Here is a 16,077-nt window from a genome sequence, read left to right as displayed (position 1 = left end):
GTGTGAAATTGAATTATAAAGATTAATAATTCTAAAATTAAACAATTATGATTCTTAAAAATAGTAGAGATATAGGTTTGAAAAAGCATATTGTAATTCTGTTTTTGTTTCTTGTTTCATCCATGTCTTTAGCGCAAAATGCTATTGTAGGAAAGTGGAAAACCAAAGAGATTATTGGGTATAGAGATAAGGCAGCCTATTCTTTGGTGAAAGAAAACGAATTTAAATATGGTCTTTACGTGACATTTAATTTAGATGGTACATTTTTATGTAATGAAATAGCACAATGTCTTAGTGATTGTTTTGTTTCTATCTCAGGAATTATACGTTAATCGACAATGATCGTGTACATATGATTGTGGATGATGCTTGTTTTTACGGTTTAACTTGCAGTATGGAAAAAAGAAATAAGGAAGATATTATAAAAGACTTGGGAGTTTTTTATATCGAAAAAGAAGGAGATGATAAAATTAGATTGATTTCAAGTAAAGATTGAAATTATTTGTTCAATTGTAGGTTCAGTAACTCATGATATTTCTCCGAAATAACCTTCATGTTACTATCATAATTGGCATTTTCTTCAATAAATTTTCTATTTCGAATAATGGCTTCGTTTCGAGATTCAGAATTTTCAAAAGACCAAATCAATTCTTCTGCAAGCATTTCAGTATCGTCTATTGTGATTAATTGCCCATTTTCACGATGTTTAATCCAACTTTGATTTCCCGGAATATCTGAAACTACAGGATAACAATTGCAAGCCATTGCTTCAAACAAAGACGCCGAAACGCCTTCGGTAATTGGCATGCTGACATAAATATTGGATTGTTGTAATAACTTGGGAAGTTCTGTGTTTGGAATTCTTCCTGTAAAAATGACTTTGTTTTCGATTTGAAGTTCCTTGGCTAAATCTTTTAAAAATTGCAATCGAGTTCCGTCTCCCACAATTGTCAATGAAAAGTCAATTCCTTTTTGATTTAGAATTCCGAATGCTTTTAAAATTGAGTCATGACGATATTCCGGCTGAAGCGAACGCGTTACAATAGCTTCAATTTTGTTTGAATTATTTGTTGAAGGAGTAAAAAGTGATAAATCAATTCCTTTTGGAAGAACCAAAACTTTATTCATGTCAACACCGATTTCTTTCATGTGAATTGTCATCACAGGCCCCCAAGCGTGAATTAAATGCGCTTTTTTGAAAGCCTGTTTTTGGATGAATTTCTTAAAAAGGTATAATTTAGATTCTTCCGGCCATAAATCAGTTCGGCCTTGCTGTGCTATGGCGATGGTTTTAGAGCCAGATATTGCAGCGAGGAAACCGTAGCTGGTGGTTCTTTCGGCAATTACCATGTCTGGTTTTTCTTCTCGGATAATTTTTCGAATAGAAACAGGAGCGAAGAAATATTCTAAAATACGTTTGAATCGGTTGAATTTGGAATTGCTTGACGATTGAAGTTCCCAAGTGATGATTTCAAAATCGCCAAATTCTTTCAGCCCTTTCATCCAGGTTATGGCGTCGGCGCGATATGATTCTCCAAGAAAAAGTATTTTTCTTTTTTTCATTCAAATGTTTTTTGCCACGACTCTAATAGTAGAGCTGTGGTAGCTATTACAAAGCGTTTATTTCGTAACCAGATTATTAGTTGGAAGAGTAATGTTTTTTACAAAGATTAATCCATCATACATTATTGAAAACTTTTTTTGATACAAATTGTTTTTATAGGGATTGAATCCGCCGCCACCTACGACTATCTGTTTAGATTTGTTTTTAAAAAACTCTGAAGAATTGCCTTCTAAAGCTTTAAATATATCAATAAAATAAATCTCATTTTTTGCTTCAATAAGTGTTTCAGCGTAAGTTTTGGCAAATGGTTCTTTTATTTCAACTTTTTTCCAACTAGGTTTTTCATTTTTATCAGAGAAATAACCAGCTTGTGTTCCGGTACCAAAATCAAATCCGATACTGTAATAATCGTTTTTGTAATATTCTTTCAGGTGGTTTCCTAAATTATAAATTTTTCGGGTACTATAATTTCCAGCTTTGAAATTATTAATATGTTCGTTGTGAGCCCAAATAAAAGCTTTGCCATTTTTTGCTTTATTCTCTATTATCCACTTAGCGTTTTCAAACATTTTCAAATCTCTATCCTGAGGATAATGATTTTGCACAAAATAAGTGTATTTTGATAAATAACTTAAAGCTCTAAGTGCTGAAGCGTAATCATCAAGATTTTCATTTTTAATGTTTTGTTTAAAATCAATTAAAATACTTTCAATTTTATCTAGTTTAGGAATTTGAACTTCGGCCCAATCCGTAGATTTGCCGTATTCCACTTTTTTTTCTACACATTTGTCAACTTCTAAAAGGAGTTCTTCGCTTACGGGAATGTTATACTTTTTTACTATATTTCGTACTTCCAGATTGATGTTTTGTACCACTTGAATGTCCATGCCATAAAAGCGAATTTGATCTTCTTTCGTTTTGCCAAGATTATAATTTCTCATCCATTGCAAGAGATCGACAATCTCTTTGCAATACCAAAACCCAATGCTAAAATTGTTGGCAATAGTTTGCGCGTTTCCTTTTCCACCGCTAATCCATTCGTTTATTCCAGCTTCTGAAGGGTATGATTCCTCCATTATAAATACTTTGATATTTTGTTTTTCAACCAAGTATTTGAAGAATTTAGCCTTCAAATCGAAAAATTCCTTTCCTTGATGAGTAGCTTCTCCGAATCCAAATATTTTTGCATCACCAAATTTTTGTGGAATATTATTATTGAATATCGTAAGGTTTGTGTCTGGATTTGCGTCTTCAATTTTAATTGCATTTTCATTAATCCAATTTACAGCTTTGAAATTTTGAGCATATGTTTGAAAAAAGAGAAAAAATGTAATGGCTGAAATGAAAAATCTCATAAGCGTAATGTTTTTTTATCCTTATTATAATATGCTAGTTTTAATAATTCGTGAATTCGTGGCGATTTATCTTTTTTATTCCTCAGTGTCTAAAGCACGATTGATGAATTCGTTTAAAGGTTTTAAAGCAATAAGTTTTTTACTCATTTTAGAAACAAAGTCTTTCTGAGTTACTTCAGAAATATCATAAACTTGAGTTGCAGTAAAGCTTTTCAGTTTTAAAAACTCAATTGCGGGATGGTCTTTTTCGTAACCGCGTGGCATGCTTTTAAGCGAATTATTTTCGTTTATATCTAAACTTCCAAATTCTTTTTTGAAGTTTTTATCTTTTAAAATCTCTTCCAGATCATCATAGAAAAAAGCGATTTCTTTACGGACTTTTTTTAAATCCTCCGATTCTGGAGAATAAAATCCACCGGCAATAAAACTGGCTCCTTTTTCGATATGTACATAATATCCGGCGCGATTCAAACCTTTAGTTCCGCCAGACATCCAAACACCTAAGTGTGCTTTGTAAGGAGATTTGTCTTTAGAAAAACGAATATCACGATTGATTCTAAAAGTACAATTTTTAACTTCTAGTAATTCTAAAGAAGGATCCAGCGGTTTCATCGCATCCAGAAAATCGCTTACTAATTGATGGTAGTCTTTTTTGAAGATTTCGTATCGTTTTTTGTTTTCCTGAAACCAATCTCTGTTATTGTTCTTTTTTAAATCGTCTAAAAATTGCAATGATTCTTTCGTTAGCATATTCTATGTTTTTTATTGCAGTTAATGTTTGGGCTAATTTACTGATTTACTTAAAGAAAGTTTGCCACGAATTACACGAATTTTCACGAATTAAAACTTTGACGAAGTTTTGAACTTTATTGAAGTTCAAGCAATAAAAAATTCGTGAAAATTCGTGTAATTCGCGGCAAAAAAAAATTATAAATTAAAGATCTTGTAACTCTGATGCGTCGATTTTACAATCGCTTCAGTTCGTTCCGGATGAGTATCAGAAATAAAAAGCTGGCCGAAAGTTTCGGTATTTACCATTTCCACAATTTTGGCAACTCGTGTTTCATCCAGTTTGTCAAAAATATCATCGAATAATAAAATAGGTGTAACGCCACTTTGTTTTTTTAAAAACTCAAATTGTGCTAGTTTCAAGGCAATCAAAAATGATTTTTGCTGTCCTTGCGATCCAAATTTTTTAATCGGATGTGAGTCAATCTCAAAGGATAGATCATCTTTATGAATTCCAGAGTTGGTATATTGAAGCGCTCTGTCTTTATTTATGTTTTCCTTCAAAAGCGTCAATAAATCTTTTTCGAACAAATGACTTTCATAAACTAGCTGTACGCTTTCCTCGGATCCGGTTATGGCGTTATGGTGTGTATTAAATATAGGTATAAATTGTTCCAGAAAATCTTTTCGTTTTTCAAAAATTGATTTCCCAAATTCATTCAGTTGCTCATTATATATAGATAAAGTGTCGTTGTCAAAAGTATGATTGAGGGCAAAATACTTTAAAAGCGCATTTCGCTGAACAATTACTTTTTGGTATTGAATTAATTGATGCAGATACGTCGGATCTAATTGCGAAATTACGCTGTCCATAAATTTACGGCGGGTTTCGCTTCCTTCTACAATTAAATCACGATCAGCGGGTGAGATGATCACAAGTGGAATGAGTCCGATATGATCTGAAAATTTATCATACGCTTTGCCATTTCTCTTTAAAACCTTCTTTTGTCCTTTTTTTAAACTACAGACAATTTGTTCTGTTCTGTCGTTTTTGTCCAGTTCGCCATCAATTACAAAAAACTCTTCTCCATGTTTGATATTTTGAACGGCAAGCGGATTAAAATAGCTTTTTCCGTAAGCCAGATGAAAAATAGCATCAAGTACATTGGTTTTTCCGATTCCATTTTTGCCAACAAAACAGTTGATCTTGACGTCGAAATCAAAACTGGCTTCTGAAAAATTTTTATAATTGAATAAAGAAATTTTGTTTAAATGCATTTTTAAGGATTCCTTGTGTAAAATTTATCGTTTTTGAACGATGAAAATTTGAGGGTGCAAATTACCGAAAATTATCGATATAATTGGCTTTAAGGCGGTCTCCAACTGATTTATTTTGGTGCTGATGTGAAAGGAGTTAGCTTTTCTAAAAATATTTCTTTTAAAATAGTGATAAAATTGATTTTTTTTGTCTCAGTTTCAAGAAAAATTTTATTTTTGCCGTTCACTAAATTAATTTTAAATGGCTACTTACAATAAAAGAGGATATAAAGCACCAAAAGAGAAGGAAGTAAAAGAAGTTACAGAAGAACAACAGGTAATTATTGACGAAAAAGACAGCACAACAGCTGGTGTTTTTTCTAAATTAGACGAAACTGCTTCAAGAACTGAGGATTGGGTTGCTAAAAATCAAAAAATCATTATTGGTTTAGTTGCTGGTATTGCAGTTGCTACTATTGGATATTTGGGTTACCAAAAATTCATTGAAAATCCTAAACAAGATGAGGCTGCAAACGAAATGTTTGTTGCTCAGCAAAACTTTCAAAAAGCGGTTGACGGTGTAGCAAGCGATTCATTATATAAATTAGCATTAAACGGATCTGAAGGTAAATTCGGATTTGTTAAAATTGCTGAAGAATATTCTGGAACTGATGCAGGAAATTTAGCAAATTACTATGCTGGTATGGCATATTTGAATACAGGTAAATTTGACGATGCAATTAAATATCTTGAAAACTTCAAATCTGAAGATATGTTTTTAAGTGCTTTATCAAAAGGTGCTATTGGAGATGCTTATTCTCAAAAAAATAATCAAAAAGAAGCTTTAAGCTATTATGTAAAAGCGGCTGAGTCTAATAAAAATGATTTTACAACTCCACGTTTCTTATTAAAAGCTGGAAAAACTGCTTTGGCTTTAGGTCAAAAAGAAGATGCTTTGAAATACTTAACTGATATTAAAGAAAATTTTGCTGATACTCCAGAAGGAGCGTCTGTAGATGTATTAATTGGATTAGCACAATAATTTAATTTTTAGAGTTCAGATTTTAGATTTTAGATTTGTATTTTTACAATCTGAAAGAAATTAAAATCTTAAATATTAAAGATGGCTACCGAAAATAAAAATTTATCAGAATACGATAAAAACACAATCCCAAATGCGAAAGACTTTCGATTTGGGATTGTTGTTTCTGAATGGAACGATACTATAACAGAAGGTCTTTATAATGGAGCTTTTGATGCGCTTGTTGATTGTAATGTACCGGCGCAACAAATTATACGTTGGAATGTTCCTGGAAGTTTTGAGTTGATTTATGGCGCAAAAAAAATGCTTCAAACGCAAAATGTTGACGCTGTTATTGTAATTGGTTGTGTGATTCAGGGCGAAACAAAGCATTTTGATTTTGTTTGCGAAGGTGTTACGCAAGGAATAAAAGATTTAAATGTTCAAACGGATATTCCGGTTATTTTCTGTGTTTTAACAGATAACACTATGCAACAATCTATTGATAGAAGTGGAGGAATTCACGGGAACAAAGGAACTGAAGCTGCAATTGCAGCAATTAAAATGGCGTATATTCGTCAGCAGGCTTCGATGTCACATCCATTTCACCAACCATTATTGTCTTCAGGTGCGCTTCAGATCGAAGATTCACCAAGAAAGATTGAGAACGAATAAAACACAATGTTTTAAAAATACTAAAACCCATACTGTGTAAAAATAGTATGGGTTTTTTGTTTTTTTTATGACAGTAGATATTCTAAATCACAATCAAAATTCATTAAATTTGTACACCTTGGATTTTTGAAATCAGAGAGAACTAACAATATCAATCTAAGATTTTTAATTATTAAGATCGAAGAGAAACCCTTAACCCAAATTTTTTAATGTCGAGTATTATTCAATTGCTTCCGGATCACGTTGCTAACCAAATCGCCGCTGGAGAAGTGGTTCAAAGACCTGCTTCTGTAGTAAAAGAACTATTAGAAAATGCTGTTGATGCAAAAGCAACGGATATTAAATTGATTATTAAAGATGCTGGAAAATCATTAGTTCAGGTTATTGATAACGGAGTAGGAATGACCGTTACCGATGCTCGTTTGTGTTTTGCGCGTCATGCCACATCGAAAATTCGTCAGGCAGAGGATTTGTTTTCGCTTGGAACAAAAGGATTTCGTGGAGAAGCTTTGGCTTCAATTGCGGCGATTGCCCATATGGAAATGAAAACCAAACAAGATCAGGACGAATTGGGAACTCACATTGTAATTGAGGGAAGTAAATTCGTTTCGCAAGAAGTGGCGGTTTTGCCAAAAGGAACTTCATTTGCGGTTAAGAATCTTTTTTTTAATATTCCTGCGCGTCGTAATTTCCTAAAATCGGACACGGTTGAATTTCGTCATGTTATGGATGAATTTCAGCGTGTAGCGTTAGCACATCCCAATATTCATTTTAGTTTTTATCATAACGGAAGCGAATTGTATAATCTTCCGTCATCAGGATATCGCCAGAGAATTGTCGGAATTATGTCTGGCAAAACCAATGAAAAATTAGTTCCGGTAAATGAAGATACCGAAATAATCAATATACAAGGATTTGTTTGTAAACCTGAATTTGCTAAAAAAAGTAGGGGAGAACAGTTCTTTTTTGTGAATGATCGTTTTATAAAAAGTGGTTATTTACACCATGCAGTTATGGCGGCTTACGATGGTCTTTTAAAAGATGGTTCGCAGCCAAGTTATTTTTTATATCTACAAGTACCGCCAAATACAATCGATATTAATATTCATCCAACAAAAACGGAAATTAAGTTTGATGATGAACAAGCTTTGTATGCGATTTTAAGAGCATCAATTAAACATAGTTTAGGGCAGTTTAATGTAGCGCCGGTTTTGGATTTTGACAGAGATGCTAATTTAGATACACCATATCATTACAAAGATTTAGAAGCTGAAACGCCTACCATTCAGGTCGACGGAACTTTTAATCCTTTTACAGATGATAAGACAAATCAGCATTATACAAAAGGAAGTTCAGGATCGGGTTATAGTTCTGGTTCGTCATCTTCTTCAGGTTCTTCCTATTCCGGATCATCGTATTCTGGTTATTCAAAACGAGTAGAACCAACAACAAGTTGGGAAAGTTTGTATGTTGGTTTAGATTTAGAAAATCCGGAAACCATCGAAAGCTCACCTTTTACATTCGAAAACGAAGAAGTAACTTCTTCTTTATTTAATGAAGATGAGGTGGAACAGGCAAGTCAGAAAACGTATCAAATTCATAAAAAATATATAGTATCGCCAATAAAATCAGGAATGATTATTGTTGATCAGCAACGCGCGCATCAGCGTATTTTGTACGAACAGTTTTTGCTGAATATGACCGTTAATCAGGCTTCAAGTCAGCAATTGCTTTTTCCGTTGGATTTGTTTTATTCATCCGTTGAAATGAAACTGATTGAAGAATTAAAACCTTCACTGGAAACGACAGGATTTATTTTTGAAGATGCTAAAACAGATCATATTGTAATTTCAGGAATTCCGGTAAATATTACCGAAAGTGAAGTTTCGATTGTAATCGATCAGTTGTTAAGTGACTTGCAGGACGGAATTCCGGCAAACAGTTACAGTCAGAACGATACCATTGCCAAGTCGATGGCAAAAAGTTTAGCGGTTAAAACAGGATCTTATTTAACCGAAAAGGAACAAGATAATCTGGTAAACGGATTATTTGCTTGTAAAGATCCAAATATTTCACCTTTTCAAAAACCTACTTTCATCACCATGCGTGTTGAAGATATAGATAAAAAGTTTGCTTTATGATGAATATGACTCCAGTTGTTAAACAACTGCTTATAATTAATATTATCTTTTTTATTGGTGCTCAGTTAGTGCCGGTTTCTTACGAGTATTTATCGCTTTTTTATCCAGAAAGTGAAAATTTCAGAATTTGGCAGTTAATAACTCATATGTTTATGCATGCGCCATGGCCTAATTTTGCGCATATTTTATTTAATATGTTTGCTTTATATAGTTTTGGATCAGCACTTGAACATTTTTGGGGTGGTAAAAAATTCTTGTTTTTTTATATTTCATGTGGATTAGGAGCTGCATTATTACATACTGCAGTTAATTATTTGCAATTACATTCTCTTTTAGAAACTGTTTCAACTTTAAATTTATCTAAATCTGAACTTCATTTGATTTTGAATGCTGATTATCCATCGCTTTTTGATTCAAATGGGAAAATGATTCAAGGCGAAATTTCGAATATTTTAAATAAAGCGCATTGTACTCAAGAGCAGTTTAATGCATTGGCACAAGCAGGTGCAATTACGCAATCAAGTGTTATTGGAGCTTCGGGAGCAATTTATGGTTTATTAACGGCTTTTGCTTTTATGTTTCCTAATGCTCAATTAGGTTTAATATTTATTCCAATTCCTATTAAGGCAAAATATTTTGTACCTGGAATTTTAGCAGTTGACTTGTTTTTAGGGTTTAAAGGAAGTTCTTTATTTGGAAGTGGAGGAACTGGAATCGCACACTTTGCGCATGTTGGTGGTGCTATTGCAGGTTTTTTAATGATGTTGTACTGGAAAAAAAATCAGTTTAATAACAATCGTTGGAATTAATTTTTAACTTTAATTTATTAACTTTAAAAAACGAAACGAAGACTTTATGAATATTCTTGATGATTTAAAACTGCAATACAAACTTGGTGGCATCGCCATGCGTGTTATTTATTGGAATGTTGCCTGTTTTATGGTTTCTTTAGTTTTTTTCTATCAATATTCTGGCGGAAGTTTTTTATATCCAAATTGGTTGGCATTATCTTCGGATCCACAGGTTTTTATGTTTAAACCGTGGACTTTTTTAACCTATGCCTTTTTTCATTTTGGATTTATGCATTTGTTGTTTAATATGTTGGTTTTAAACTTTGCGAGTAATTTGTTTCTAACCTTCTTTTCTCAAAAGCAATATTTAGGATTGTATATTTTAGGTGCAATTTTTTCAGGAATTGTGTTTGCTTTAAGCTATTATATTTTAGGAAATTCTGCTTCAATAGTTGGTGCTTCGGCGGCAATCATGGCAATTTTAGTAGCTGCGACAACGTATCGCCCTTTAATGAATGTTAGATTATTTCTTTTTGGAAATGTTAAACTCTGGCATATTACTGGTGTGATATTACTTTTAGATTTAATGCAGTTTCGTTTAGGAAATATGGGAGGCCATATTTCGCATTTAGCCGGAGCTTTTTTCGGATTTATATTTATAAAACTGCTTCAAAATGGTACCGATTTAAGTATCATTGTTTCTAAAGTGTTAGATTTTTTTGCTAATCTTTTTAGAAAATCCCCAACGACCCCATTTACAAAAGTTCATAAAAATTACAAAAAACCTACGGAAAAAGTGACATCAAGAATTGTTACGAAAGACAAAACGCAACAGCAAATTGATGAAATTTTAGATAAGATTAGCCAATCGGGTTATGATTGTCTCACAAAAGAAGAAAAAGAGTTTCTATTTAGAGCTGGAAAATAATCCTTTTAGCAAATAATATGAAAAACCTTTCGTGGTTTAATAAAATAATGTTCTTATTGAATATAGTCCTGACTGTGCTTACATTTAGTGTCTATATTTTACCTTTTTTAGCACCTAAGAGCTTTCCGCTTTTATCGGTGCTTACGTTGTTTATGCCAGCTTTTTTTGTTGCAAACGGGTTGTTCTTTATATATTGGGCAATTCAGTTTAAAAAGCGTCTTATTTTGTCTGGTTTAGTTTTACTTACCGGAATAACTTTTATTAGCAAGTTTTATAAGTTTTCGGCTAAAGAATATGTGAAAGACGAAAAGGATTTTTCTATTATGAGTTATAATGTTCGTCTGTTTAATGTTTTTAAATGGCTGGACAGAGATGATATTCCGGAGAATATAAAAACTTTCATTGATGAAAAAGATCCTGATATTTTATGTATTCAGGAATATTCAAATTCTGCACATTTGGATTTAAAAGTATATCCGCATCGTTATATTTTTATTGATGGCAATCAGATTAAAACGGGTCAGGCTATTTTTTCAAAATTCCCTATTATTGATGAAGGGAATATCATTTTTCCTAAATCAGATAACAATGTGGTTTATGCTGATATTAAGCGCGGAAAAGATATTATTCGCGTTTATAATATGCACTTGCAATCGATCAAAATATCTCCTGATGTAAGTGAAATTTCAGATAATATTGATAATGTAAACCAGAGGAAATCGCAACGTATTTATACCAGAATCAGTAAAGGGTTTACACAGCAGCAAGAACAAGCTGAAATTTTTAAAGAACACATCAAAAAGTGTAAATATCCTATTATTATTTGCGGCGACATGAATAATAGTCCATTCTCGTACGTTTATCGAAATATTAAAGGAAAACTTAAAGATGCTTTTGAAGAGGCCGGAGAAGGCTTTGGAGCAACTTATAAATTTAAATATTATCCTGCTCGAATTGATTATATTTTTACTGATACTAAAATGAAAGTAAAACAGTTTGAGAGTTTTTCTGATTTCGAAAATTCAGATCATTATCCAATAATGACCCGACTTTCGATAGATCAATTTTAGATTATTTTTTGCGTTTTTAAGTAGTCGATTGCAAATTTACCTTCGTTAAAAAGTAAGTCCAAAACGCTTAAATTGTTGATAAATCCATGTTTGTCATCAAAAACCTGTGTGTATTTCTCGAACGAATTCTGATCTTTTTTTCCATTTGCCAGATATCTGAAATCAGAAATATTTTCAACTTCATGAAAATATTCGGAAGTTTTGCTGAACTCTAATTTCAAACGCATGCATTTGTTTACAAGCTCAAAAGCTTCCATATTTAAATCCATTAAATAGGTGTGTTTTTTTTCGAAAAAAGGAGTAATGTCGTCTTCGAAAAATTCAAAGAATGGAGAGCTTCTGTATGCTGCTTCCAATGATTTGAAATGCTGTTTTTGCCAGTCAAATTCATTTTCAATTAAAACATCTTTTGTTTTTTGATGTGCAGATTTTGAATGTTTGACAGGAATATTTAATAATTGAATTCCATTTGGACTATAGATGTATGTACGATTTCTATTAGTCTGCTTCTGGAAATTATCTTCCATTTCAAAAGTAATTGTGTCAGATTGTGCAATTACAGCAAAATGACTAATTGATGGGAAATAAGTAGGAAGTAATAAGGAATTCATGTGTATTTTGTTTAAAAGTTTCAGGTTTCAAGTTTCAAGTTTTTGCGAACCTGAAACTTGAAACCTGAAACAAAAATAACATATTTTAATTATGCTTTGTTTTCTTTTCTTTTTCTCCAGAAAAATTCTCCAACAAAATAAAGAGCCAAGACAATTAGAAAATATTTAAAATACGATTGTGGTTGACCTTCGCCATCTACAGTAGTGAAAACCCTGTTCCAGCGAACTTTGTTGATTCCTTTTCCGTTTGTATCCCAGCTCATCCATATGAAAACCGGTTTTCCAACGATATGATCGGCTGGTGTGTAGCCAAAATAACGTGCATCTAATGAATTATGACGGTTGTCTCCCATCATCCAATAGTAATCTTGTTTGAACGTGTAAGTTGTTGCAGGTTTTCCATTAATCAAAATTTCAGAGCCTTTAACTTCTAATTTGTTCCCTTCATAATTAGAGATAATCTCTTTATACAACGGTAATGTTTTAGTTGTTAGCGCCACTGTCTTTCCAGCTTGTGGAATATATATTGGCCCCATATTGTCACAGCTCCAGTTGTTTGTTGTAGATGGTTTACCGTCTTGAAAATCAGGGAAAATACCATCTTCTGGTCCTTTGACAATTTCTCTTTTTACTCCTGTAATTCCGGGAGTGTTTTTTAAACGTTCAACGCTTGCTTGTGTAAGTGCTCTAAAGTATAAGGTGTCTTTCTTTTCCTGATCGGTAAAGTAAGCGCCATCAGTAATATCTAATTCACGTAATAAACTTTCAAAGTCAATTGGAGTTTTTCCGTCGTAAGCAACTTTGTATGAATATTGTGGTTTCGCTCTTTCAGGAAGAATAAGTTCTTTTCCGTTGATAAAAACAATACCATCTTTAATTTGTAATGAGTCACCTGGAATTCCAACGCAACGTTTTACGTAATTTGTTTTTTTGTCTATTGGTTTATAATAAAATTTATCTGCCGGAATATACATATTGTATGCAGTATCGCGAGGCCAGTTAAATACAACAATATCATTATTTTTAATCTTTTCTAAAGCCGGAAGTCTGAAATAAGGCAATTGTGGCCAGCTTAAATATGATTTTACTTTTGCAAAAGGAATAGTGTCATGAACCATTGGTAATGCAACCGTTGTCATAGGAACTCTTGGACCGTAATTCACTTTGCTTACAAATAAAAAGTCACCAATTAATAATGATTTTTCCAAAGAAGATGACGGAATTGTGTAAGGCTGAACAACATAAGTGTGCACTAAAGTCGCAACAATAATGGCAAAAAGAAGCGAACTTATTGTGTCTGCCGTTTTGTTTTCCGGAGTAAGGCTTCTGTTAGCGTTATATTCTAATTTCTGGGTATAGTTTACATAATAGATATAGAATCCAAAAGTAAAAATTCCTAGAATAGTATCAAGTGTGCTCTTTTTTCCAAATGTTCTTAATGTTTCAACCCAAATAACAGGAAACATAATAAGGTTGATAATTGGTATGAAAAGTAACAATGTCCACCATGTTGGTCGACCAATAATTTTCATTAAAACAATCGCATTGTATACTGGGATTGCTGCTTCCCAACTTTTTCTTCCTGCCGCTTCATAGAGTTTCCAGGTTCCAATAAAATGAATTACCTGAACAGCAAGGAAAAATACAAACCAAAGATATAGAGTCATGATATTTTTATTTAATGTTTGAAGTTGAAGCTAATGGATGAATCTTAACCTCTCATCAATTTTATTTTAAGTTTAATACGTCTTTCATGGTATAAATACCTGTTTTTCCGGCTAACCATTCCGCTGCTATAACAGCGCCAAGAGCAAAACCTTCACGATTATGAGCTGTGTGTTTTAGTTCAATGCTGTCTACAACTGAATCGTAAGTAACGGTATGATTTCCAGGTACATCGCCAATTCTTTTAGCTTCAATATGAATTTCGTTATTTTTTGCTTCGTCCAGAGTCCAATTTGCGTAGTTGCTGTTTTCAATAACTCCTTTTGCTAATGAAATTGCAGTTCCGCTTGGTGCGTCAAGTTTTTGAGTATGGTGGATTTCTTCCATTGTAACTTTGTATGAATCAAACTGTGCCATGATTTTGGCTAAATATTCATTTAATTCAAAGAAAATGTTTACTCCCAAGCTGAAATTTGAACTTGATATAAATGCACCTTGTTTTTCATTACAAAGTTTAGCCATTTCATCATAATGTTCCAACCATCCCGTAGTTCCTGATACTACAGGTACGTTAGCGTGAAAGCAATTTGAAATATTGTCAACGGCAGCTGTAGGGATGCTAAAGTCAATTGCGACATCAGCAGTTGCAAGGCCATCGTATGTGTTGAATTCATCTTTCTTTAAAACAATTTCATGGCCTCTTTCTAAAGCAATTCTTTCGATTACTTTACCCATTTTTCCGTATCCTAAAAGAGCAATTTTCATTTGTAAATATGTATTTGGTTTTTGAGTAGCTGATGCTATTTAAAAACGATAATTAAAGGTTAGTCCGACGTTTGGTTTAAATGTTACATCGGCAGGATAAATTTCAGGACGCATTGATAGTCTTTCGTTTACGTTGAATTGAATCAATGCCGCGTCGACATTGGCATCTATGATATTTAGAACATAAAATCCGACAACAAATAAAGCAGATAAATCTCTGTTTCGCTGGTAGAATTTCTGACCTGCAATAAGTCTGCTTTCGTCCAGATACTGATAGTCGTCATCATTATAGCCTTCCAGCCTTCGTTTGTAGGCATCTCTATAATCATGATATTTTTTATTGTTGTCAATATAGAAATAAAGACTGGTGCCTATTCCTGCATACACTAATGGAATTTTCCAGTATTTTTTATTGTAAGCTTGACCTAATCCGGGTAGAATTGCAGAGTAAAACGCTGCTTTTGCTGGGGTAAGAGGGTCTATTTCTTCTAACTTGGTAGTGTCTTTAGCGACTAAAACCGCATCCGATTTTGCCTGAGCAAAAATAGAAGCGGTTCCTATAAGAAAGAACAATAAACTTATGGGGACAATCTTATTCACTATCCATTAATTAATTTTATAATTCTGTTAAAGTCAGCTTCAGAATTAAATGGTATTGTAATTTTTCCTTTTCCGTTGCCAGCGACTTTTATATCAACTTTCGAACCAAAATAATCATTGAAAGTGTTTTTTTGTGTTTCTCTAACCACAAATGAAGACTCTGCTTTAGGTTTTCCTTCCGCTTTCGGTTGTTGACCTTCATGATAATTCTTAACTAAAGCTTCAGTTTCACGAACAGATAAATTTTGACTTACAATTTTTTGGTAAATATCTGTCTGAACGTCTAAATCTTCAATATTGATAATTGCTCTACCGTGTCCCATGCTGATAAAACCGTCGCGAATTCCTGTCTGGATAATCGGGTCAAGTTTTAAAAGACGTAAATAGTTGGCAATGGTTGAACGTTTTTTTCCAACGCGCTCACTCATTTGTTCCTGAGTCAATTGAATTTCGTCAATTAAACGTTGGTAAGAAAGAGCGATCTCAATTGGGTCTAAATCGTGACGCTGAATATTCTCTACTAACGCCATAACTAATGATTCATTGTCATTAGCTATACGAATATATGCAGGAACATGTGTTAGTCCAACTAAAGTTGAAGCGCGCAAACGACGTTCTCCCGAAATTAATTGGTATTTATTGAAATCTAATTTTCGGACAGTAATAGGTTGAATTACACCAAGTTCTTTAATAGAAGTGGCTAATTCGCGTAACGATTCTTCGTTAAAATTGCTTCTAGGCTGAAACGGATTTATTTCGATAGCACTTATTTCAAGCTCTATGATATTTCCAACAACCTTGTCAGCATTTTTGTCTTCTACTGATGTAATGTCGTTTTCCGGATCTTTTAGTAATGCTGATAATCCTCTTCCTAAGGCTTGTTTTTTAATTGCTTTTGTCATAAA

Annotated in this window: 16 protein-coding genes; 7 read left to right on the top strand and 9 right to left on the bottom strand. The window is 33.0% G+C overall.

Features of this window, described 5'->3' with window-relative positions; translation table 11 throughout:
• Positions 1 to 47 precede the first annotated feature (47 nt).
• Positions 48 to 332 carry a hypothetical protein gene (locus BD847_RS18365; RefSeq protein ID WP_115889727.1) on the top strand — a complete coding sequence of 95 codons (285 nt, stop codon included), beginning with the start codon at positions 48 to 50 and terminating at the stop codon, positions 330 to 332.
• Between the two features lie 166 nt (positions 333 to 498).
• On the opposite strand, the gene BD847_RS18360 is transcribed toward BD847_RS18365, so the two are convergent.
• The 4 genes from BD847_RS18360 to recF all read right to left on the bottom strand — a co-directional run bounded on the left by BD847_RS18360 (position 499) and on the right by recF (position 4,926).
• The gene (locus tag BD847_RS18360; RefSeq protein ID WP_115889726.1) at positions 499 to 1,563 is read right to left on the bottom strand and encodes a glycosyltransferase; all 1,065 of its coding nucleotides are present in this window, start codon (positions 1,561 to 1,563) and stop codon (positions 499 to 501) included.
• A gap of 57 nt (positions 1,564 to 1,620) precedes the next feature.
• Positions 1,621 to 2,919: an erythromycin esterase family protein gene (locus BD847_RS18355; protein ID WP_115889725.1), complete on the bottom strand. Its 1,299-nt coding sequence runs from the start codon at positions 2,917 to 2,919 to the stop codon at positions 1,621 to 1,623.
• A gap of 75 nt (positions 2,920 to 2,994) precedes the next feature.
• Positions 2,995 to 3,669 (bottom strand): DUF2461 domain-containing protein, encoded by a 675-nt coding sequence (locus BD847_RS18350; protein WP_115889724.1) that lies wholly within the window; start codon positions 3,667 to 3,669, stop codon positions 2,995 to 2,997.
• 177 nt (positions 3,670 to 3,846) lie between these two features.
• Positions 3,847 to 4,926 (bottom strand): DNA replication/repair protein RecF, encoded by a 1,080-nt coding sequence (recF, locus tag BD847_RS18345; RefSeq protein ID WP_115889723.1) that lies wholly within the window; start codon positions 4,924 to 4,926, stop codon positions 3,847 to 3,849.
• Between the two features lie 241 nt (positions 4,927 to 5,167).
• Between recF and BD847_RS18340 the strand changes: the two genes are divergently transcribed.
• The 6 genes from BD847_RS18340 (at position 5,168) to BD847_RS18315 (ending at position 11,531) form a co-directional block, all read left to right on the top strand.
• Positions 5,168 to 5,947 carry a tetratricopeptide repeat protein gene (locus BD847_RS18340; protein WP_115889722.1) on the top strand — a complete coding sequence of 260 codons (780 nt, stop codon included), beginning with the start codon at positions 5,168 to 5,170 and terminating at the stop codon, positions 5,945 to 5,947.
• Positions 5,948 to 6,028: 81 nt separating this feature from the next.
• The gene (gene ribH / locus BD847_RS18335; protein WP_115889721.1) at positions 6,029 to 6,601 is read left to right on the top strand and encodes a 6,7-dimethyl-8-ribityllumazine synthase; all 573 of its coding nucleotides are present in this window, start codon (positions 6,029 to 6,031) and stop codon (positions 6,599 to 6,601) included.
• Positions 6,602 to 6,810: 209 nt separating this feature from the next.
• Complete coding sequence (gene mutL, locus BD847_RS18330; protein WP_115889720.1) at positions 6,811 to 8,742, top strand: DNA mismatch repair endonuclease MutL; 1,932 nt, start codon at positions 6,811 to 6,813, stop codon at positions 8,740 to 8,742.
• On the top strand, positions 8,739 to 9,551 hold the full coding sequence (locus BD847_RS18325; RefSeq protein WP_167443889.1) for a rhomboid family intramembrane serine protease: 813 nt from the start codon (positions 8,739 to 8,741) through the stop codon (positions 9,549 to 9,551). The genes mutL and BD847_RS18325 overlap by 4 nt, the downstream gene beginning before the upstream one ends.
• 46 nt (positions 9,552 to 9,597) lie before the next feature.
• Positions 9,598 to 10,461, top strand: coding sequence for a rhomboid family protein (locus BD847_RS18320; protein WP_115889719.1), 864 nt, complete (start codon positions 9,598 to 9,600; stop codon positions 10,459 to 10,461).
• Between the two features lie 17 nt (positions 10,462 to 10,478).
• Positions 10,479 to 11,531 carry an endonuclease/exonuclease/phosphatase family protein gene (locus tag BD847_RS18315; RefSeq protein WP_167443888.1) on the top strand — a complete coding sequence of 351 codons (1,053 nt, stop codon included), beginning with the start codon at positions 10,479 to 10,481 and terminating at the stop codon, positions 11,529 to 11,531.
• Here the strand turns inward: BD847_RS18315 and BD847_RS18310 are convergent.
• From BD847_RS18310 to BD847_RS18290, 5 genes are all read right to left on the bottom strand, one after another.
• A complete protein-coding gene (locus tag BD847_RS18310; protein WP_115889718.1) occupies positions 11,528 to 12,142 on the bottom strand; it encodes a WbqC family protein in 615 nt (204 codons plus the stop codon). The two genes, BD847_RS18315 and BD847_RS18310, sit on opposite strands and share 4 nt — an antisense overlap.
• 89 nt (positions 12,143 to 12,231) lie before the next feature.
• Positions 12,232 to 13,809: a signal peptidase I gene (gene lepB, locus BD847_RS18305; protein WP_115889717.1), complete on the bottom strand. Its 1,578-nt coding sequence runs from the start codon at positions 13,807 to 13,809 to the stop codon at positions 12,232 to 12,234.
• Positions 13,810 to 13,870: 61 nt separating this feature from the next.
• Entirely contained in the window at positions 13,871 to 14,572 is a 702-nt protein-coding gene (gene dapB, locus BD847_RS18300; protein WP_115889716.1) for a 4-hydroxy-tetrahydrodipicolinate reductase, read from the bottom strand.
• Between the two features lie 39 nt (positions 14,573 to 14,611).
• A complete protein-coding gene (locus tag BD847_RS18295) occupies positions 14,612 to 15,172 on the bottom strand; it encodes a DUF5683 domain-containing protein (protein ID WP_115889715.1) in 561 nt (186 codons plus the stop codon).
• Positions 15,172 to 16,074, bottom strand: a complete 903-nt coding sequence (locus BD847_RS18290; RefSeq protein WP_053472386.1) for a ParB/RepB/Spo0J family partition protein — start codon at positions 16,072 to 16,074, stop codon at positions 15,172 to 15,174. The genes BD847_RS18295 and BD847_RS18290 overlap by 1 nt, the downstream gene beginning before the upstream one ends.
• Positions 16,075 to 16,077 lie beyond the last annotated feature (3 nt).

This window comes from Flavobacterium cutihirudinis (genome assembly GCF_003385895.1).
GTDB lineage: Bacteria > Bacteroidota > Bacteroidia > Flavobacteriales > Flavobacteriaceae > Flavobacterium > Flavobacterium cutihirudinis.
The sequence above is the reverse complement of the archived record's forward strand: the minus strand, read 5'-3'. Positions and strand labels throughout refer to the sequence as shown.